17 protein-coding genes are annotated in these 20745 nt (G+C 68.1%); 12 read left to right on the top strand and 5 right to left on the bottom strand.

Annotation, left to right across the window (positions count from 1 at the left end; genetic code table 11):
• The first annotated feature begins 20 nt into the window (after positions 1 to 20).
• From hscA to iscX, 3 genes are all read left to right on the top strand, one after another.
• Positions 21 to 1889 carry a Fe-S protein assembly chaperone HscA gene (hscA, locus tag CFB35_RS11020; RefSeq protein WP_059583395.1) on the top strand — a complete coding sequence of 623 codons (1869 nt, stop codon included), beginning with the start codon at positions 21 to 23 and terminating at the stop codon, positions 1887 to 1889.
• Positions 1890 to 1977: 88 nt separating this feature from the next.
• A complete protein-coding gene (gene fdx / locus CFB35_RS11015) occupies positions 1978 to 2319 on the top strand; it encodes an ISC system 2Fe-2S type ferredoxin (protein ID WP_059583325.1) in 342 nt (113 codons plus the stop codon).
• Between the two features lie 19 nt (positions 2320 to 2338).
• Entirely contained in the window at positions 2339 to 2548 is a 210-nt protein-coding gene (iscX, locus tag CFB35_RS11010) for a Fe-S cluster assembly protein IscX (protein WP_059583326.1), read from the top strand.
• 155 nt (positions 2549 to 2703) lie between these two features.
• Here iscX and CFB35_RS11005 read toward each other — a convergent pair whose 3' ends face one another.
• The 5 genes from CFB35_RS11005 to CFB35_RS10985 all read right to left on the bottom strand — a co-directional run bounded on the left by CFB35_RS11005 (position 2704) and on the right by CFB35_RS10985 (position 9424).
• The gene (locus CFB35_RS11005; RefSeq protein WP_059583328.1) at positions 2704 to 3432 is read right to left on the bottom strand and encodes a glycine zipper 2TM domain-containing protein; all 729 of its coding nucleotides are present in this window, start codon (positions 3430 to 3432) and stop codon (positions 2704 to 2706) included.
• Between the two features lie 347 nt (positions 3433 to 3779).
• On the bottom strand, positions 3780 to 5306 hold the full coding sequence (gene lysS, locus CFB35_RS11000; protein ID WP_059583329.1) for a lysine--tRNA ligase: 1527 nt from the start codon (positions 5304 to 5306) through the stop codon (positions 3780 to 3782).
• A gap of 74 nt (positions 5307 to 5380) precedes the next feature.
• A protein-coding gene (gene prfB, locus CFB35_RS10995; RefSeq protein WP_099316561.1) for a peptide chain release factor 2 occupies positions 5381 to 6485 on the bottom strand; the annotation gives its coding sequence in 2 pieces (ribosomal slippage) (positions 5381 to 6403 and positions 6405 to 6485; 1104 coding nt in all).
• Positions 6486 to 6636: 151 nt separating this feature from the next.
• Positions 6637 to 8334 (bottom strand): single-stranded-DNA-specific exonuclease RecJ, encoded by a 1698-nt coding sequence (gene recJ, locus CFB35_RS10990; protein WP_059583331.1) that lies wholly within the window; start codon positions 8332 to 8334, stop codon positions 6637 to 6639.
• 13 nt (positions 8335 to 8347) lie between these two features.
• Positions 8348 to 9424, bottom strand: coding sequence for a hypothetical protein (locus tag CFB35_RS10985; RefSeq protein WP_059583333.1), 1077 nt, complete (start codon positions 9422 to 9424; stop codon positions 8348 to 8350).
• Positions 9425 to 9584: 160 nt separating this feature from the next.
• On the opposite strand from CFB35_RS10985, the gene CFB35_RS10980 reads away from it, so the two are divergent.
• The 9 genes from CFB35_RS10980 to ftsB all read left to right on the top strand — a co-directional run bounded on the left by CFB35_RS10980 (position 9585) and on the right by ftsB (position 20667).
• Complete coding sequence (locus CFB35_RS10980; protein ID WP_059583334.1) at positions 9585 to 10838, top strand: lipoprotein-releasing ABC transporter permease subunit; 1254 nt, start codon at positions 9585 to 9587, stop codon at positions 10836 to 10838.
• A 58-nt stretch (positions 10839 to 10896) separates the two neighbouring features.
• On the top strand, positions 10897 to 11592 hold the full coding sequence (gene lolD, locus CFB35_RS10975) for a lipoprotein-releasing ABC transporter ATP-binding protein LolD (RefSeq protein WP_059583336.1): 696 nt from the start codon (positions 10897 to 10899) through the stop codon (positions 11590 to 11592).
• A gap of 65 nt (positions 11593 to 11657) precedes the next feature.
• On the top strand, positions 11658 to 12446 hold the full coding sequence (locus CFB35_RS10970; protein WP_059583338.1) for a TatD family hydrolase: 789 nt from the start codon (positions 11658 to 11660) through the stop codon (positions 12444 to 12446).
• 57 nt (positions 12447 to 12503) lie between these two features.
• Positions 12504 to 15011, top strand: coding sequence for a DNA internalization-related competence protein ComEC/Rec2 (locus tag CFB35_RS10965; protein ID WP_059583339.1), 2508 nt, complete (start codon positions 12504 to 12506; stop codon positions 15009 to 15011).
• Positions 15012 to 15223: 212 nt separating this feature from the next.
• Positions 15224 to 16081 (top strand): alpha/beta fold hydrolase, encoded by an 858-nt coding sequence (locus tag CFB35_RS10960; RefSeq protein WP_059583341.1) that lies wholly within the window; start codon positions 15224 to 15226, stop codon positions 16079 to 16081.
• Positions 16082 to 16260: 179 nt separating this feature from the next.
• Positions 16261 to 17919 carry a CTP synthase gene (locus CFB35_RS10950; protein ID WP_059583343.1) on the top strand — a complete coding sequence of 553 codons (1659 nt, stop codon included), beginning with the start codon at positions 16261 to 16263 and terminating at the stop codon, positions 17917 to 17919.
• Positions 17916 to 18770, top strand: coding sequence for a 3-deoxy-8-phosphooctulonate synthase (gene kdsA / locus CFB35_RS10945; RefSeq protein WP_059583346.1), 855 nt, complete (start codon positions 17916 to 17918; stop codon positions 18768 to 18770). The genes CFB35_RS10950 and kdsA overlap by 4 nt, the downstream gene beginning before the upstream one ends.
• Positions 18771 to 18876: 106 nt before the next feature.
• Positions 18877 to 20160 carry a phosphopyruvate hydratase gene (gene eno, locus CFB35_RS10940; RefSeq protein ID WP_006478406.1) on the top strand — a complete coding sequence of 428 codons (1284 nt, stop codon included), beginning with the start codon at positions 18877 to 18879 and terminating at the stop codon, positions 20158 to 20160.
• A gap of 81 nt (positions 20161 to 20241) precedes the next feature.
• Positions 20242 to 20667: a cell division protein FtsB gene (gene ftsB / locus CFB35_RS10935; protein ID WP_059583348.1), complete on the top strand. Its 426-nt coding sequence runs from the start codon at positions 20242 to 20244 to the stop codon at positions 20665 to 20667.
• Positions 20668 to 20745 lie beyond the last annotated feature (78 nt).

Below are 20745 nucleotides of genomic sequence, written 5' to 3'. Positions count from 1 at the left end.
GAGCGCCCGAACGAACCAAGATGGCTTTACTGCAAATTTCCGAACCGGGCATGGCGCCGGCGCCGCACCAGCGGCGACTCGCCGTCGGGATCGATCTCGGCACGACGAACTCGCTCGTCGCCGCCGTGCGCAACAGCGTGCCCGAAGTCCTGCCGGACGAAGCCGGCCGCTTGCTGCTGCCGTCGGTGGTCCGTTACCTCGAGAAGGGCGGCCGCCGCATCGGCCACGAAGCGAAGGAGCAGGCCGCGACCGATCCGCGCAATACGATCGTGTCGGTCAAGCGCTTCATGGGCCGCGGCAAGGCCGAGGTCGAAGGCGCGGCGAACGCGCCGTACGAATTCGTCGACGCGCCGGGCATGGTGCAGATCCGCACGATCGACGGCGTGAAGAGCCCGGTCGAAGTGTCGGCCGAGATTCTCGCGACGCTGCGCTATCGCGCGGAAGACACGCTCGGCGACGAGCTGGTCGGCGCGGTGATCACGGTGCCCGCCTACTTCGACGACGCGCAGCGCCAGGCGACCAAGGACGCCGCGCGCCTCGCCGGCCTCAACGTGCTGCGCCTGCTGAACGAACCGACCGCCGCGGCGATCGCCTACGGTCTCGACAACGCGGCCGAAGGCCTGTACGCGGTGTACGACCTCGGCGGCGGCACGTTCGACCTGTCGATCCTGAAGCTGACGAAGGGCGTGTTCGAAGTGCTGGCCGCGGGCGGCGATTCCGCGCTCGGCGGTGACGATTTCGACCACGCGCTGTTCGATCACGTGCTCGCGCAGGCCGGTATCGACGCGAAGACGCTCGCGCCCGAGGACGTGCGCTTGCTGCTCGATCGCGTGCGCGTGCTGAAGGAAGCGCTGTCGTCCGCGCCCGAGGCGGCGCTCGACGTGACGCTGTCGAGCGGCGCACGCCTCGTGCAGACGATTTCGCACGACACGTTCGCGTCGCTCGTCGAGCCGCTCGTGCAGCGTACGCTCACGCCGACCCGCAAGGCGCTGCGCGATGCACAGGTCACGCCGGCCGACATTAAGGGCGTCGTGCTCGTCGGCGGCGCGACGCGCATGCCGGTGATCCGCGACGCGGTCGCCAAATACTTTGGCCAGCCGCCGCTCGTGAATCTCGATCCGGATCAGGTCGTCGCGCTCGGCGCGGCGATCCAGGCCGATCTGCTCGCGGGCAATCGCGGCACCGGCGACGACTGGCTGCTGCTCGACGTGATTCCGCTGTCGCTCGGTGTCGAGACGATGGGCGGCCTCGTCGAGAAGATCATTCCGCGCAACTCGACGATTCCGATCGCGCGTGCGCAGGAATTCACGACCTTCAAGGACGGCCAGACCGCGATGGCGATCCACGTCGTGCAGGGCGAGCGCGAGCTCGTCGCCGACTGCCGGTCGCTCGCGCGCTTCGAGCTGCGCGGCATTCCGCCGATGACGGCGGGCGCCGCACGCATTCGCGTGACCTATCAGGTCGACGCGGACGGCCTGTTGTCGGTGTTTGCGCGCGAGCAGTTGTCGGGCGTCGAGGCATCGGTCGTCGTGAAGCCGTCGTACGGCCTCGCCGACGACGACATCGCGAAGATGCTGGAAGACAGTTTCAAGACCGCCGAAATCGACATGCGCGCTCGTGCGCTGCGCGAAGCGCAGGTCGAGGCCGAGCGGATGCTCGAGGCGACGCAGGCCGCGCTGGCGGCCGACGGCGAACTGCTCGATGCCGGCGAGCGCGCGCAGGTCGACGCGCTGGCTGCCGCGCTGCGCGCGGTCGCGCAGGGCGACGATACGAATGCGATCGAAGAGGCAACCAAGGCGCTGGCCGACGGTACCGACGAATTCGCGGCGCGCCGGATGGACAAGAGCATCAAGCGCGCGCTGTCGGGCCGCCGGCTCGACGAGATCTGAACCCACGAACCGCGCATCGGCCGGCCACGGCCCGCGCGCTAATGAACCACGCGGCGCCTGGCGCCGCACCCTGACTGACGGAACGGACATGCCTCAACTGGTGGTGCTGCCTCACGTCGAACTGTGCCCGGATGGCGCGGTGATCGACGCGACGCCCGGCAAGAGTATCTGCGACAACCTGCTCGACAACGGGATCGAGATCGAGCACGCATGCGAGAAGTCGTGCGCATGCACGACGTGCCACGTGGTGATCCGCGAAGGCTTCAACGATCTCGCGCCGTCCGAGGAGGACGAGGACGATCTGCTGGACAAGGCGTGGGGCCTCGAGCCGACGTCGCGCCTGTCGTGCCAGGCGATCGTGAAGGAAGATTCGGACCTGGTGGTCGAGATTCCGAAGTACTCGATCAACCACGCGAAGGAAAATCACTGACCGAAACCGGAGGCAGGCGATGAAATGGACCGATTCGCGTGAAATAGCCATTGCACTGGCGGACAAGCACCCGGACATCGACCCGCAGCGGATCAACTTCGTCGACCTGCGCCAATGGGTGCTGGAGCTCGACGGCTTCGACGACGATCCGGCGCACTCGGGCGAGAAGATCCTCGAGGCGATCCAGGCGCACTGGATCGACGAATCCGACTTCGACGACGAGGACTGACCGACCCGGCCGGCCACGGCGTACGCTGCAATGGTGTACGCCGCGCCAATGAAAAAACGGCTCGTGAGCGCCTGCTCGCGAGCCGTTTTCGTTTTGGGCGAAGTGCCCGCGCGCGACGCGTGGGCAGCGACGCCGGCGATGACGCGATCGGGAGCTTACGCGCCGACCAGCGTGCCGTTCTCGATCCGTACGCGCTGGCCCTGGCCGAACGGCGGCGGGTTGCGATACGTGAACGTGCGCATCGCGCCGCTTTCCATCTGCACTTGCACCTGATAGTCGGTTTCCGCGCGGACCTGTTTCTCGACCTGGTTGCCGGCGAGACCGCCGCCCAGCGCGCCGATGATCGTCATCGCGGTGCGACCGTTGCCGTGGCCGAACTGGTTACCGAGCAGGCCGCCGGCCGCCGCGCCGCCCACGGCGCCGATGCCCGAGCTCTGGCCCGGCGTGCGCGTTTGCGTGATCGAGACGACCGTGCCGCAACTCTGGCAGTAGGCTTGCGCAGGCGCCGACGGCTGCTGCGCATATTGCGGCGGCTGCGGGGCGGTCGTGTGACGGCGGTGCGGCGCAGCCGGGCGCGGCGCGGGCTTCGGCTCGGCCTGCGCGACGGCGGCTTTCTGCTGCGCGGCGGCCTGTTCCGCGGCCTGTCGCTGCGCTTGCGCGGCCAGCGCGGCGCTGGCGGCCGCGGCCGTATCGACCGCCGGCTGCGACGCGATCAGCGCGGCCTGGGTCTGGCCGTTCTGTTCGCTGCTGCTGGTGGCTTTCGGGAAGACGCCCGTGATCGCTGCCGTCGCCGCGAGGCTGGCGACGATGACGGCGCCCGCCGCGGTGGCGATCAGCGGGTGGAGGCGTTGCTTTTGCGGCGTGGTCTGATTCTGGTTGTCCATTTTTTTCTCCAATGTCGATCCGGATCGGCGCGTGGCGCCGGAGCTGGATCCCACGCTCGGGAGCGATCAGACTCGGCGTTCCTGCGCCTCGTTCTGGTCCCGTGGTCATGCGTGGTGACGCAACAGGAGTGTCGTCCACGGCCCCGGGGCACGCCGTATCAAGGTGTAACGAATTGCAGCGGGGCGTCGGCGGCGGTTTCCGGGAAAACCCGCAGAAGGGCGTCGCGACGAGGGAATAAAACGGGGGAGGATCGAAGGCCGGCGGACGCCGGCTGGCGGGATTTACGCGTCGTTACAAAGGCGACGCGTGCGCGCCACGGGGCGCGGCGCACACGCGGTTGCGGCTGTCAGTCCTCGCGGCGCAGATGCGGGAACAGCAGCACGTCGCGGATCGTCGGGCTGTCGGTCAGCAGCATCACGAGACGGTCGATGCCGATCCCGCAGCCGCCGGTCGGCGGCATCCCGTATTCGAGCGCGCGGATGTAGTCGGCGTCGAAGAACATCGCTTCCTCGTCGCCTGCATCCTTCTGCTCGACCTGCTTCTTGAAGCGCGCGGCCTGGTCTTCCGGATCGTTCAGCTCCGAGAAGCCGTTCGCGATCTCGCGGCCGGTCATGAACAGCTCGAAACGCTCGGTGATGCCCGGCACCGTATCCGATGCGCGTGCGAGCGGCGACACCTCGACCGGGTAGTCGATGATGAACGTCGGTTCCCACAGCTGCGCTTCGGCCGTTTCCTCGAACAGCGCGAGCTGCAGCGCGCCGATGCCCGCGTTCAGGAACGCCGGCTGCGACACGTCGACGCCGAAGCGCTTCAGCTCGGTGCGCAGGAACGCGTCGTCCGACAACTGGCCGTCGGTGTAGTCCGGTGCGTACTTCTGGATCGCCTGCGTGATCGTCAGGCGATGGAACGGCTTCGCGAGGTCGAGTTCGCGGCCCTGATACTGGATCGTCGCGGTGCCGAGCGCGTCGATCGCCGCCTGGCGGATCAGTTGCTCGGTGAAGTCCATCAGCCAGCGGTAGTCGGTGTACGCGGCGTAGAACTCCATCATCGTGAATTCCGGGTTGTGCCGCGGCGACACGCCTTCATTCCGGAAATTGCGGTTGATCTCGAACACGCGCTCGAAGCCGCCGACGATCAGGCGCTTCAGGTACAGCTCCGGCGCGATGCGCAGGAACATCTGCATGTCGAGCGCATTGTGATGCGTGACGAACGGCTTCGCGGCCGCGCCGCCCGGGATCGGGTGCAGCATTGGCGTCTCGACTTCCATGAAGTCGGCGTTGTCCATGAACTTGCGGATCGACGCGATCGTCTTCGTGCGGGCGCGGAACGTGTCGCGCGTTTCCGGCGTGACGATCAGGTCGACGTAGCGCTGGCGGTAGCGCATTTCCTGGTCGGACAGGCCGTGGAACTTGTCCGGCAGCGGACGCAGCGCCTTCGACAGCAGGCGCAGCTCCTTGCACTGGACCGACAGCTCGCCCTTGTTGGTGCGGAACAGCACGCCGCGCGCGGCGACGATGTCGCCGAGGTCCCACTTCTTGAACGCGTCGTAGATGTCGGCGCCGACGTCGTTCGGCGTCACGAAGAACTGGATCTGGCCCGAGCCGTCCTGCACCGTCGCGAAGCTCGCCTTGCCCATCACGCGCTTGAGCATCATGCGGCCGGCCACCGACACCTCGACCGGGTTCGCTTCGAGCGCGGCCTTGTCCGAATCGGCGAATTTCGCCTGCAGGTCGGCTGCGTGATGCTCGGGCCGGAAGTCGTTCGGATAGGCGACGCCTTGCTCGCGCAACGCGCGCAGCTTCTCGCGGCGCTCGGCGATGATCTGGTTTTCGTCCGCCGTGACGGCGGGCTGCGTTTGGGTCGGTTCGGTCATGATGGTCGGAATTCGGAGTGGGGTGCGGCAACGCAAACGGAAAGGGCGGCGCGGGGCAGGCCGCGCCGCGGCGCTTACACGCCCTGTTTGAGGCTCGCGCTGATGAAGTCGTCGAGGTCGCCGTCGAGCACCGCACGCGTGTTGCTCATTTCGACGTTCGTACGCAGGTCCTTCACGCGGCTCTGGTCGAGCACGTACGAGCGGATCTGGTGGCCCCAGCCCACATCGGTCTTGCTCGATTCGAGCTTGTCCTGCTCGGCCTGGCGCTTGCGCATTTCGACTTCGTACAGGCGCGACTTCAGCATCGCCATCGCTTCCGCGCGGTTGCGGTGCTGCGAGCGGTCGTTCTGGCACTGCACGACGATGCCGGTCGGCATGTGCGTGATCCGCACCGCGGAGTCGGTCTTGTTGATGTGCTGGCCGCCCGCGCCCGATGCGCGGTACGTGTCGATGCGCAGGTCGGCCGGGTTGATCTCGACTTCGATCGAGTCGTCGATTTCCGGATAGACGAACACCGACGAGAACGACGTGTGGCGGCCGCCAGACGAGTCGAACGGCGACTTGCGCACGAGGCGGTGGATGCCCGTTTCGGTGCGCAGGAAGCCGTACGCGTATTCGCCCGTGACCTTGACCGTCGCGTTCTTGATGCCGGCGACGTCGCCGTCGGACTCTTCGAGCACTTCGGCCTTGAAGCCCTTGCGTTCGCAGTAGCGCAGGTACTGGCGCAGCAGCATCGACGCCCAGTCGCACGCCTCGGTGCCGCCGGCGCCGGCCTGGATGTCGATGAAGCAGTTGTTCGGATCGGCCGGGTTCGAGAACATCCGGCGGAACTCGATGTCGCCGACGCGCGCCTCGAGCTTCGCGGCGTCTTCTTCCGACGCGAGAAGCGTGTCCTCGTCGCCTTCCTCGCGTGCCAGCTCGAACAGGTCGAGCGCGTCGCGCAGGTCGCTATCGAGCGCGGTGAGCGTCATGACGACGCCTTCGAGCAGTTTCTTCTCGCGGCCGAGCGCCTGGGCGTTCTTCGAATCGTTCCAGACGTTCGGGTCTTCGAGTGCCTTGTTGACTTCGGTCAGACGCGCAGCTTTGGCGTCGTAGTCAAAGATACCCCCGAAGCTCGCCCGCGCGATTGCGCAGGTCGAGCAGGGAGCTTTCGATCGCGTTGAGACGTTCCGCTTCCATGATCGTTCGCTGTTCCGGCTTCGTAAAAAAGCGGAATTATAGCCGATCGGCAAGCTTGCCCGGTGACGCAAACGGTGCTCGCGCATGCGTGGAGGGCCCGTCCAACGCGGCGCGCGAGCGTGCGGCGGCGCGTCGCGGGACGGTCGCCGGCTCAGCCGGCCGCGTGTTCGACGATCAGCTGCACGCGGGTGACGCCGTTCCACGTATCGGCGACGAGCCGGTACGCGACCAGCGCGCGCGCCGGCAGCGGGTCGGTATGGTTGAACCAGATCGCGTTGAAGCGCTGGCGGCCGCGCGCGAGCTGCAGCTTCAGGTGCTTTTCCTTCACGAGCGATTGCGACACGACGTCGAATTCGCCCGAGAAAAGCGGGGCCGGAAACCCTTGCCCCCACACGGCTTCGTCCAGCAGGCCGACGAACTGCGGCGTGAAGTACGCATCCTCGAGCTCGCCGTCGGTTTCGATCACGCGGGCCAGCGCGTCGTCGGACAACCATTCGCGCGCGACGGCCTCGAACGCGGCCGCGAAGCGCGGCACGTTTTCGGTGTCGAGCGTGAGGCCGGCCGCCATCGCATGGCCGCCGAACGCGACGATCAGGTCCGGTTCGCGTTTCGACACGAGGTCGAGCGCGTCGCGCAGGTGGAAGCCGGCGATCGAACGACCGGAACCCTTGACGCGCCGGCCTTCGTCGTCGGCGTGCGCGAACGTGAACGACGGACGGTGGAATTTCTCCTTGAGCCGGCCGGCGACGATGCCGATCACGCCCTGGTGCCACGCGGGATTGAACAGCGTGATCGTGCACGCGTCGGCCGGATCGACGTCGGCGAGATCGGCGAGCGCCTGCTGCTGCATGCCGGCCTCGATCTCGCGACGTTCGCGGTTCATCACGTCGAGCTGCTGCGCGAGATCCCACGCGCGGCCGATGTCGTCGGTGATCAGGCACTCGATGCCGAGCGACATGTCGGACAGCCGGCCGGCCGCGTTCAGGCGCGGACCGAGGCCGAAGCCGAGATCGAACCCCGACGCGGTGCGCGCTTCGCGCGCGGCGGCGCGGAACAGCGCGGCGACGCCTGGCTGCATGCGGCCGTTGCGGATGCGCTGCAGGCCCTGCGCCACGAGCACGCGGTTGTTGCCGTCGAGCCGCACGACGTCGGCGACGGTGCCGAGCGCGACGAGGTCGAGCAGGCCGTCGAGACGCGGCTCGGCTTCCTTGCTCGCGAACGCGCCGCGGCGGCGCAGCTCGGCGCGCAGCGCGAGCAGCACGTAGAACATCACGCCGACGCCGGCGAGATGCTTGCTCGGGAACGCGCAGCCGGGCTGGTTCGGGTTGACGATCGCGCGCGCGGCGGGCAGCGCGTCGCCGGGCAGGTGGTGGTCGGTCACGAGCACGTCGATGCCGCGCGCGTTCGCGGCTTCGACGCCGGCGACGCTCGCGATCCCGTTGTCAACGGTGATCAGCAGGTCGGGCTTGCGCGCGGCCGCGAGTTCGACGATCTCCGGCGTGAGGCCGTAGCCGTATTCGAAGCGGTTCGGCACCAGGTAGTCGATCTGCGCGCCGAACATGCGCAGGCCGCGCACCGCGACCGCGCAGGCGGTCGCGCCGTCGCAGTCGTAGTCGGCGACGACGAGCAGGCGCCGCTTGTCGGCAATCGCGTCGGCGAGCAGCGACGCCGCATCGGCGCAGCCTTTCAGCTCGGTGGGCGGAACGAGGCGCGCGAGCGCGGTCTCGATGTCGGCGGGCGACTGCACGCCGCGCGACGCGTACAGGCGCGCGAGGACGGGGTGCAGGCCGTGGCGCGCGAGCACTTCGGCGTCGGCGGGCGCGACGGGGCGGGTAACGATCCGGGTCATACGGGGTGGCTGGTTATTCGAACAGGGAGGCGAGCGCGCGGCGGCGCCAGAACTTGCGCAGGTCGCCGCGCGTCGCGTGCAGCGTCACGGAGCTCGTGTCGCCGCACAGCGTGAAATCGACGCTCGCCAGCTCGCCGTTGTGCAGCGCGGCGAGCGCCGGCGCGAACCAGTCGCGCTCGAGCGCGGCGAGGCCGTCGTGCCACCGCGCCCAGTCCTGCTCGATGAACGGCGTGGTCAGCGCCGGCAGATCGACGAGCGTCGCGCCGTCGGCGGCGGGCAGCGCGCCGAACGTCGCGGGCGGGCGGCCGGCTTCGGTTTGCGCGGCGCGCGCGAGGCCGAGCGCGGCGGGCGACGCGGACAGCACGCGCGCGAACGGCTTGCCGACCGGCTTCAGCGTACCCTGCGCATGGAACCAGATCGAATTGACGGCCGGCAGGCCGCGCGCCTCGCGGGCTTCGTTGACCGGATGCTGGAACCACGCCATCTGCACTTCGTTCTGCAGTTTCATCCACATCCGCGAGCGCTCGCCCGTATGGGCCTCGTGCGGCAGCCAGATCTCGATGTTGCGGCCGCTGGCGCGCAGCGGCGCGGCGCCGGCGAGGCGCGCGAGCTGGTCGCTCGACAGGTACCAGCGCGCCGGGTTCGGCGCTTCGAGCCGCACGCCGAGCTCCTCGATCAGCGGCCGCGCGACCGCGAGCAGCGCGGCCGCGTCGCCGTCGTCGAGCGCGAGGGCGGCCGGATCGACGAGCACCAGGTGATCGTGCGCGATTTCGACGTGCACGGGCTCGACGCATGCCCACGCGTGCGTGCCGGGGTCGCCGCCGTCGGCCAGCAGCATGTAGGGCGCGAGCGGCGCCTCGTCCGCGGCGTTGCCCTGCGTGGCGCCGAACCGGCTTGCCAGCCAGCGCTCGTGCGGCAGCGTGCGCTGGAAGTCCTCGCCGGCCACGCGCTCGACGAGGCTTGCGCGGGCGAGCAACTTTTGAAGCGCGGGGCTGTCCAGCGTGTGCAGGGACGAGGCCGCATCGGCCGCCGACGGCAGCGCGAACGGAACGAGAAAATGGAGGCGTCGGTCGTGCATGATGGTGCGCATTGTATGGCAAACTGCGCGCGTGATCGGGCCGGCTGACGGCCCGTTCGCGTCCGGCGGCCGTTTTTCGACCGTGCCCGGGCTGCCGGCCGCTACTGGCCACTACCCGGCGGCGGTCCGGCCGCGGTTCGCCTGTCCGCCGTAACCAGCAGAAAGGATTCGCTTGAAACTTCCGTACGAATGGCAGATCGGCTGGCGCTACACGCGCGCCGGCAAACGCACGACCGGCAACGGCTTCATTTCCTTCATCGCGCTCGTGTCGATGCTCGGGATCGCGCTCGGCGTCGCGGCGCTGATCGTCGTGCTGTCGGTGATGAACGGCTTCCAGAAGGAAGTGCGCGACCGCATGCTGTCGGTGCTCGCGCACGTCGAGGTGTTCTCGCCGACGGGTTCGATGCCCGACTGGCAACTGACCGCGCAGGAAGCGCGCCGCAATCCGTCGGTGATCGGCGCGGCGCCGTACGTCGACGCGCAGGCGCTGCTCACGCGCCAGGATGCGGTGAGCGGGGTGATGCTGCGCGGCGTCGAGCCGTCGCTCGAGCCGCAGGTGTCGGACATCGGCAAGGACATGAAGGCGGGGCGGCTGGCCGCGCTCGTGCCCGGCCAGTTCGGCATCGTGCTCGGCGACGCGCTCGCCGGCAACCTCGGCGTGACGGTCGGCGACAAGATCACGCTGGTCGCGCCCGAAGGCTCGATCACGCCGGCCGGCATGATGCCGCGCCTGAAGCAGTTCACGGTCGTCGGCGTGTTCGAGTCCGGCCACTACGAATACGACAGCACGCTCGCGATGATCAATATCCGCGACGCCGAGGCGCTGTTCCGGATGAGCGCGCCGACCGGCGTGCGGCTGCGGCTCACCGACATGCAGAAGGCGCCGCAGGTCGCGCTCGAGCTGTCGCATACGCTGTCGGGCAGCCTGTACATCCGCGACTGGACGCAGCAGAACAAGACGTGGTTCTCGGCCGTGCAGATCGAGAAGCGGATGATGTTCATCATCCTCACGCTGATCATCGCGGTGGCCGCGTTCAACCTCGTGTCGTCGCTCGTGATGACGGTGACCAACAAGCAGGCGGACATCGCGATCCTGCGCACGCTCGGCGCGCAGCCGGGGTCGATCATGAAGATCTTCGTCGTGCAGGGCGTGACGATCGGCTTCGTCGGCACCGCGTCCGGCGTCGCGCTCGGCTGCCTGATCGCGTGGAGCATCCCGTGGCTGATTCCGATGATCGAGCACCTGTTCGGCGTGCAGTTCCTGCCGCCGTCGGTGTACTTCATCAGCGAGCTGCCGTCCGAACTCGTCGCGAGCGACGTGATCCGGATCGGGCTGATCGCGTTCGCGCTGTCGGCCGTCGCGACGCTTTATCCAAGCTGGCGCGGCGCGAAGGTGAAGCCGGCGGAGGCGCTCCGCTATGAATGACCGCGCGGCCGCATTCGCGGATTCACGACAACAACACAACGGACAGGATTCGGCAGGTATGCAGGAATACGTGCTTCAGGCGCGCGGGATCACGAAGGCGTTCGTGCAGGGCGGCTTCAACGTGCAGGTGCTCAACAACACCGAGCTGACGGTGCGGCGCGGCGAGAAGCTCGCGGTCGTCGGGGCGTCGGGCTCCGGCAAGAGCACGCTGCTGCACGTGCTGGGCGGGCTCGACGAGCCGAGCGCCGGCGAAGTGTCGCTGCTCGGCAAGCCGTTTACGCAGCTCGCCGAGCGCGAGCGCAACGAGCTGCGCAACCGCGCGCTCGGCTTCGTCTACCAGTTCCATCACCTGCTGCCCGAGTTCACGGCGCTCGACAACGTCGCGATGCCGCTGCGCATCCGCCGGATGACGACCGAGGACGCACGCGGGCAGGCACAGGCGATGCTCGAACGCGTCGGTCTCGGCCCGCGTGCGAAGCACCGGCCGGGCGAATTGTCGGGCGGCGAACGGCAGCGCGTCGCGATCGCGCGTGCGTTGGTCACGAAGCCCGCGTGCGTGCTCGCCGACGAGCCGACCGGCAACCTCGACGGCACGACGGCCGACACGGTGTTCAACCTGATGCTCGAACTGTCCGAGACGCTCGAAACGAGTTTCGTGATCGTCACGCACGACCCCGATCTCGCCGCGCGCTGCGACCGCATCATGCGGCTGCGCGACGGCGTGTTGCACGAGGAGCCGGCGCTGCCGGTGTAAAAAAGCCACGCCATTGGCCGTGCCGGGTTCGCCCCGGCACGATACAACGGTGCAGGACCGCTGCCATGTGGATCGACACGCATTGCCATCTCGATGCCGCCGAATTCGACGCCGACCGCGACGCGGTCGCGCACGCCGCGCGCGCGGCCGGCGTGTCGCGCATCGTGATCCCGAGCATCGGGCGCGACAACTTCACGACGGTGCGCGAACTCGCGCAGCGCACGCCCGGCGCGGCGTATGCGCTCGGCATCCATCCGATGTATACGCCGCAGGCGCGCGACGCCGATCTCGACCGGCTGCGCATGGAGATCGAGGCGAGTCTCGACGATCCGCGTTTCGTCGCGATCGGCGAAATCGGGCTCGACTATTTCGTGCCGGGTCTCGATGAAGAGCGCCAACAGTTCTTCTACCAGGGCCAGCTCAGGCTCGCGCGGGAACTCGACTTGCCCGTGCTGTGTCACGTGCGCAAGTCGCAGGACCGCGTGCTGGCCGGGCTGCGCCGTTTCGGCGTGCGGCGCGGCATCGCGCATGCGTTCAACGGCAGTTTCCAGCAGGCCGAAGCGTATCTGGCGCAAGGCCTGCATCTCGGCTTCGGCGGCAACGTGACCTTCACGCGCGCGCGGCAGATCCGCCGGCTCGCCACCGAGTTGCCGCTCGACGCGCTCGTCGTCGAAACCGACGCGCCCGACATCGCGCCCGAATGGGCATACAAATCCCGCAACACACCCGACCAGGTGCCGCGCATCGGCGGCGTGCTCGCCGAATTGCGCGGGCTCGATACTGGCGAACTGGCCGTATGCACTTCGGCTAACGCGCTCGCCGCGCTGCCGCGACTCGCACTTTCGTCCGCATAATCGTTGCCGGAAGGCGCCGCCCGGGCAGGGCTGGCGCCGGGTCGACGAGGAGGCGGAATGCGCGTGTGGTGGATCGCGTTCGCGCTCGGCGTCGTCGTGCTGCAGCGGCAGGCGGCGTTGCCGGGGGCGATCGCATGGACGGTCGGAGCAGCCGTGCTCGCGGGCTGCGCGGCGCTGGGCGCGTGGTGCATGCGTCGACGGCGCACGCGTGCGGTCGTGGCATGCGGCTGGATGCTGTGTGTGTTCGCGGCCTGCGTCGCGGGGTTCGGCTATGCGGCCGCGCGGGCCGAGTGGCGGCTCGGCGACAGCCTCCCGCCGGAGTGGGAAGGGCGCGACATCGTCGTCACGGGTGTGATCCGCGGATTGCCGGTCGTCGACGAGACGGGGGCGCGGCTGCTGTTCGCGGTCGAATCGAACGATGCGGGGCTCGCCCGTTTTCCGCCATTGATCCGCTTGTCGTGGCGCGCATACGGCGCACCCGCGACACGCGATGCGCTTCCCGATTTGCGGGCGGCCCAGCGCTGGCGTTTCGTCGTGCGTCTCAAGCGTCCGCATGCCGAGGCCAATCCCGGCGTGCGCGACAGCGAGGCGGCGTGGCTCGCGGCGGGCATTCGCGCGATCGGCTATGTCAGTGCGCCGCGTCGGGCCGTATTGCTCGATGCGCGCGCGGCGGGATGGCGTGCATCGATCGACCGGGTGCGCGACGCGCTGCGGGCACGCATCGGCGAGGTGCTCGGCACCGATGCGGCGCACCGCGGCATCGTCGCCGCGCTGGCGATCGGCGACCAGTCGGGCATCGGCGACGACGACTGGCGCGTGCTGCGCAATACGGGCACGAGCCATCTGGTCGCGATTTCGGGTCTCCATGTCGGGCTGGTCGGCGCGATCGCCGGCTGGCTCGTGTCGATGGTCTGGCGCCGCATGCGCTGGCGCGCGCGGGCCGCGACGCTCGTGTTGCCGGCGCCGTACGCGGCCGCGCTTGCCGCGCTGGTCGCTGCTGCGGGCTACGCCGCGCTCGCCGGCTTCAACGTGCCGGCACAGCGCGCGTGGTGGATGATCGCGGGCGGCGGCGTCGCGTATCTGGCCGGCCGCAGTGTGCCGACCTCCGCGGTGCTGTGCGCGGCGCTCGGCGGCGTGCTGCTCGCCGATCCGTGGGCCGTGCTGTCGGCCGGATTCTGGCTGTCGTTCGGCGCGGTCGCCGTGATCCTGCAGGCCGTCGCCGGCTGGCGCGCGGTGCGCGAACTCGATGAGAACGACGGGATCGACGAGAACGACGAAACGGGCGCGGAAAGCCGCACGGCCGGCTTGCGGAGGCGATTGCGCGGGTGGGCGACGCGCTGCCGGCGCCGCATCGCCGAGGCCACGCGCGTGCAGTACGCGGTGACGATCGGTCTCGCGCCGCTCACCGCCGCATGGTTCGCTCAGGTTTCCCTGTCGGGCCCGTTCGGCAATGCGTTCGCGATTCCGTGGGTCAGCTCGGTCGTCACGCCCGTCGTGCTGGCCGGCATCGCGTTGCCGGCGCCGTTCGATGCCGGTGCGTTCATGCTCGCCCATACGGCGCTCGCACCGATGATGACGCTGCTCGGGCACTTGGCCGACTGGCCGGCCGGCGTGCTGTGGCTGCGCATGCCCGAGTGGCCGGTACTGGCGCTGGCATGCGTGGGCGTCGCCTGGGCGCTGATGCCGCGCGGCTGGCCGTTGCGCTGGGCGGCGCCGCTCACGTGGCTGCCGCTCGTCGCGCCGGCGCCCGACGCGCCGCCGGCGGGCGGCTTCCGGCTGACCGTGCTCGACGTCGGGCAGGGCGCGGCGGTGCTGGTCGAAACCGCGCGGCGGACCTTGCTGTTCGATGCGGGGCCCGGCGCGGAATCGACGCATGCCGGTACGCGGATCGTCGCGCCGGCGTTGCGGGCGCGCGGCATCGCGGCGATCGATTCGCTCGTGCTCAGTCATGCGGATGCCGATCATGCAGGCGGTGCTTCGGCCGTCTATGCGGCGACCGACGTGCGCCAGCTGCTGGCCGGCATTGCGCCGCGGCACCGGTTGTGGCGCGAGGCGCAGGCGGCCGGCGTGGCCGATCGGCTGCCTTGCGCGGCCGGGCAGCGCTGGACCTGGGACGGTGTCGTCTTTACGATGCTGTGGCCGCCGGACGGGGTGGGCACGGGTTCGTCGAACGGGCAATCGTGCGTGCTGCGCATCGACGCGGGCGGCACGTCGGCCCTGTTGACGGGCGACATCGAGGCGGCCGCCGAGCGCCGGCTGGTGGCCGATGCGCGCGATGCGCTGCCCGCGCAGATCCTGGTCGTTCCGCATCACGGCAGCCGCACGTCGTCGGTCGAGCCTTTCCTCGATTCGGTCGGGCCGCGCGTCGCGGTATTTCCTGTAGGCTATCGCAATCGTTTCGGGCATCCGCACCGGACCGTGCTCGCCCGCTACGAGGCGCGCGGGATTCCGCTGCCGCGCACCGATCGCGACGGCGCCGTGCGGTTCGACGTCGCGCCGGCCGGCGGCGGGTTCGCATTCGCGCGCTATCGCGACGAACGGCGCCGGTACTGGATGGACCGGTAAGCGTGGCGACGGCCGGCGTGCCGTGCCGAAGCCCGGTTCCGACAGAAATATGACGCATGGGAATGGCACAAGCGCTGACGCACCCCCTCCCGTCGACCGCGAAGCATGGGACGAGAGTAGGCGCTAAAGCGCTAACTCTCGTCGACCGCGAAGCATGGGACGAGAGTAAGCGCTAAAGCGCTAACTCTCGTCGACAAAGGAGACACCGGCATTTGAAGGACATCCTCCACTTCTCGCACGCGAACGGCTTCCCGGCGTCGACGTACCGGACGATCTTCGCCGAACTCGCCGACGACTACGAGCTGCGCTACATCGAACGGATCGGCCACGACCGCCGCTACCCGGTGACGCGCGACTGGCCGCATCTCGTCGAACAACTGCTCGACGATATCGGCAGCCGCTACGAGCGCCCGGTCTGGCTCGTCGGCCATTCGCTCGGCGGCTACCTGTCGCTGATGGCCGCGCTGAAGAAGCCGCAGTGGGTGCGCGGCGTCGTGATGATCGATTCGCCGATCATCGCGGGCTGGCGTGCCGGCGCGTTGCGCGCGAGCCAGTGGGCGGGGCTCGACGAGCGGCTGTCGCCCGCCGCGGCGACGCGCAACCGGCGCACGCGCTGGATGAGCCGCGACGAAGTCTGGCGGCACTTCCGCGAGAAGCCCGCGTTCGCGCGCTGGGACGAACGGATGCTCGCCGACTATATCGACTACGGCATCCCGCAGGCCGGCCCCGACGGCGCACGCGCGCTCGCGTTCGACCGGCAGGTCGAATACCTGATCTACCGGACGCTGCCGCACACGCTCGGCCCGCGGCTCGCGCACGGCGCGCCGGTGCCGCTCGGCTTTCTCGCCGGCACGCGCTCGCGCGAGGTGCGGCAGGTCGGGCTCGACGCGACGCGCCGTGCGACGCGCGGGCGCATCGAATGGCTGGAAGGCAGTCACCTGTTCCCGATGGAGCGGCCGATCGAGACCGCCCGCGCATTGCAGCGGATGCTGAATTCGCTGAAGGCGGAAGAGGGCGGCGTTTCGGGCGGCATTTCGCAGGCCGGCGCGCCGCTCGCGAGGCGCGCCTGACGTTTCGTCCCGTGCGCCGAGCGCCCGCCGGCGCATGCGCGTGGCGCCGACCGGCCGGCCGGTTCGCGCCGGCGCGCACCGCCGCGCGGGGCGGTACGAAAGGGCGCGATCATCGCGTCAATTGCTGAGAAAAGGGCGGGCTTTACGGTATAATCCGTTTTTCCCGCGAGCATCCAGCGATGACCAAATATGTTTTCGTCACCGGCGGCGTAGTTTCTTCCCTCGGCAAGGGTATTGCCGCCGCCTCTCTCGCCGCGATCCTCGAATCGCGCGGTCTGAAAGTCACCCTCCTCAAGCTCGATCCCTACATCAACGTCGACCCCGGCACGATGAGCCCGTTCCAGCACGGCGAAGTGTTCGTGACGGAAGACGGAGCGGAGACCGACCTCGACCTCGGCCACTATGAGCGCTTCATCAGCACGAAGATGCGCAAGGCCAACAACTTCACGACCGGCCAGATCTACGAATCGGTGATCCGCAAGGAGCGCCGCGGCGACTATCTCGGCAAGACCGTGCAGGTCATTCCGCACATCACGAACGAAATCCAGGCGTTCATCGAGCGCGGGGCGGCATCGGCCACCTGCGGCGAGCCGGACGTCGCGATCGTCGAGATCGGCGGCACGGTCGGCGACATCGAGTCGCTGCCGTTCCTCGAGGCCGCACGCCAGATGAGCCTGCGCCTCGGCCGCAACAGCGCGTGCTTCGTGCACCTGACGCTCGTGCCGTACGTCGCGACGGCCGGCGAGCTGAAGACGAAGCCGACCCAGCACAGCGTGCAGAAGCTGCGCGAGATCGGCATCCTGCCGCACGTGCTGCTGTGCCGTGCCGACCGCCGCATTCCCGACGACGAATCGAAGAAGATCTCGATGTTCTCGAACGTGCCGGAAGACGCCGTGATCTCGGTGTGGGACGCCGACAGCATCTACAAGATTCCGCAGATGCTGCACGACCAGGGCCTCGACCGGATCATCTGCGAGGAGCTGAAGCTGTCGCCGAAGGACGCCGACCTGAGCATGTGGTCGACGCTCGTCGAGAAGCTCGAAAACCCGGAGCACGAAGTGACGATCGGCATGGTCGGCAAGTACGTCGACCTGACCGAGTCGTACAAGTCGCTGATCGAGGCGCTGCGCCATGCGTCGATCCACACGTCGACCAAGGTCAACATCGAATACATCGACTCGGAAGAGCTCGAGACGAACGGCGTCGACAGCCTCAAGCATCTCGACGCCGTGCTGGTGCCGGGCGGTTTCGGCCGTCGCGGCACGGAAGGCAAGATCGCCGCGGTTCGCTACGCGCGCGAGTCGAAGGTGCCGTATCTCGGCATCTGTCTCGGCATGCAGCTCGCGGTGATCGAATTCGCGCGCGACGTCGTCGGCCTGAAGCAGGCGAACAGCACGGAATTCGATCCGGACACGCCCGAGCGCGTGGTCGCGCTGATCACCGAATGGTACGACCGCGAAGGCAAGGTCGAGACGCGCACCGAGGAATCCGACCTCGGCGGCACGATGCGTCTGGGTTCGCAGCGCTGCCCGATCAAGCCGGGCACGATGGCCGAGGAAATCTACGGCAAGGACGTGAACGAGCGCCATCGCCACCGTTATGAAGTCAATAACCGCTTCGTGCCCCAGCTCGAAGCCGGCGGCCTTATCATCAGCGCCCGTACCCCGAGCGAGGATCTGCCGGAGATGATGGAGCTGCCGCGTTCGATGCACCCGTGGTTCGTCGGCGTCCAGTTCCACCCGGAATTCACGTCCACGCCGCGTGACGGTCATCCGCTGTTCAAGTCGTTCGTCGAAGCCGCGCTCGCCAACAAGCAAGCGCGCGGAGTGCAAGCATGAAGCTGTGCGATTTCGAGGTCGGTCTCGATCAACCGTTCTTCCTGATCGCGGGTACCTGCGTCGTCGAATCGGAGCAAATGACGATCGACACGGCCGGCCGCCTGAAGGAAATCTGCGAGAAGCTGAACGTTCCGTTCATCTACAAGTCGTCCTACGACAAGGCGAACCGCAGCTCGGGCAAGTCGTTTCGCGGTCTCGGAATGGACGAGGGGCTGCGGATCCTCGGCGAGGTGAAGCGCCAGCTCGGCCTGCCGGTGCTGACCGACGTGCATTCGATCGACGAGATCGAGCAGGTCGCGTCGGTCGTCGACGTGCTGCAGACGCCGGCGTTCCTGTGCCGCCAGACCGATTTCATCCATGCGTGCGCGCGCTCGGGCAAGCCCGTGAACATCAAGAAGGGCCAGTTCCTCGCGCCGCACGACATGAAGAACGTGATCGACAAGGCGCGCGACGCGGCGCGTGAAGCCGGGCTGTCGGAAGACCGCTTCATGGCGTGCGAGCGCGGCGTCTCGTTCGGCTACAACAACCTCGTGTCGGACATGCGTTCGCTCGCGATCATGCGCGAGACGAACGCGCCGGTCGTGTTCGATGCGACCCACTCGGTGCAGTTGCCGGGCGGGCAGGGCACGAGCTCGGGCGGCCAGCGCGAATTCGTGCCGGTGCTCGCCCGTGCGGCGGTCGCGACGGGCGTCGCGGGCCTCTTCATGGAAACGCACCCGAATCCGGCCGAGGCGAAATCGGACGGCCCGAACGCGGTGCCGCTGAACCGGATGAGCGCGCTGCTGGAGACCCTCGTCACGCTCGACCAGGCGGTGAAGCGCAATCCGTTCCTGGAAAACGATTTCAATTAAAGATCGAATGAACCTTGCGACGGCTTCGCGCGTCTGTAGCGAAAGCGGTTCCGGCACGCACGCCGTCGCAGTTTGAAGAATCCATCGTCATTCTCAGAGGAAACCCATGAGTGCAATCGTAGATATCATCGGCCGCGAGATTCTGGATTCGCGCGGCAACCCCACCGTCGAATGCGACGTGCTGCTCGAATCGGGCACGATGGGCCGCGCGGCGGTGCCGTCGGGCGCGTCCACCGGCTCGCGTGAAGCGATCGAGCTGCGCGACGGCGAAGCCGGCCGCTACAACGGCAAGGGCGTGCTGAAGGCGGTCGAGCACATCAACACCGAAATCTCCGAAGCCATCATGGGCCTCGACGCGTCGGAACAGGCGTTCCTCGACAAGACGCTGCTCGAGCTGGACGGCACCGACAACAAGTCGCGCCTCGGCGCGAACGCGATGCTGGCCGTGTCGATGGCCGTCGCGAAGGCCGCCGCCGAAGAGGCCGGCCTGCCGCTGTACCGCTACTTCGGTGGCTCGGGCGCGATGCAACTGCCGGTGCCGATGATGAACATCGTCAACGGCGGCGCGCACGCGAACAACAGCCTGGACATCCAGGAATTCATGATCGTCCCGGTCAGCCAGCCGACGTTCCGTGAAGCGCTGCGTTGCGGCGCCGAAGTGTTCCACGCGCTGAAGAAGATCCTCAGCGACCGCGGCATGAGCACGGCGGTCGGCGACGAAGGCGGTTTCGCGCCGAACTTCGGCAGCAACGACGAGTGCCTGTCGACGATCCTGCAGGCGATCGAGAAGGCCGGCTACCGTGCGGGCGAAGACGTGCTGCTCGCGCTCGACTGCGCGGCATCCGAGTTCTACCACGACGGCAAGTACCAGCTCGCGGGCGAAGGCCTGCAACTGTCGTCGGCCGAATTCACCGACTACCTCGCGACGCTCGCCGACAAGTTCCCGATCGTGTCGATCGAGGACGGCATGCACGAAAGCGACTGGGACGGCTGGAAGCTGCTGACCGACCGCCTCGGCAAGAAGGTGCAGCTCGTTGGCGACGATCTCTTCGTCACGAACACGCGCATCCTGAAGGAAGGCATCGAGAAGGGCATCGCGAACTCGATCCTGATCAAGATCAACCAGATTGGTACGCTGACCGAAACGTTCGCGGCGATCGAAATGGCGAAGCGCGCGGGCTACACGGCCGTGATCTCGCACCGCTCGGGCGAAACCGAAGATTCGACGATCGCGGACATCGCGGTCGGCCTGAATGCCGGCCAGATCAAGACGGGTTCGCTGTCGCGCAGCGACCGTATCTCGAAGTACAACCAGCTGCTGCGCATCGAGGAAGACCTCGGCGACATCGCGAGCTACCCGGGTAAATCGGCTTTCTATAACCTGCGCTAACGCGCTACTATCGGGTTCGTCATCTCGACGCCGCTCTGTGCCTGTGCGCGGAGCGGCGCTTCTTATATCTGCGTCTCTTACATGCGGCTTGTCACTGTCGTCCTGATTGCCTTGCTGGCGCTCATTCAGTACCCCCTATGGTGGGGACACGGCGGCTGGCTGCGGGTGCATGAATTGCGTCAGCAGCTCGACGACCAGCTCCGGAAGAACGCGGACGAGAAGCTGCGCAACGAGCGCACCGCCGGCGAAGTGCAGGATCTGCAGAGCGGCACCGCGGCGATCGAGGAGCGTGCACGCTACGAGATGGGCATGGTCAAGGACGGCGAAGTATTCGTGCAGTTCGTATCGCCGAATGCGCCTGCGGGGCCGACGAACAACACGCCGGCGAATACGTCGACGCGCGGTACCGTCTCGGCGGCGCCCGTGCGGGTCGTGCCGAATCCGCAGTCGATCGCGAAGCCGTCGCGGCATCATGGCGGCGACAAGGGCAAGGCCGCGCATCACTGAGCGCGATACCTCGAACCCATTGAAAAAGCGCGGGAAATGCCGCGCTTTTTTATTTCCTGCCAGTCGTCAATCGATCGG

It is taken from the genome of Burkholderia sp. AU16482, from assembly GCF_002223285.1.
GTDB lineage: Bacteria > Pseudomonadota > Gammaproteobacteria > Burkholderiales > Burkholderiaceae > Burkholderia > Burkholderia semiarida.
The sequence above is the reverse complement of the archived record's forward strand: the minus strand, read 5'-3'. Positions and strand labels throughout refer to the sequence as shown.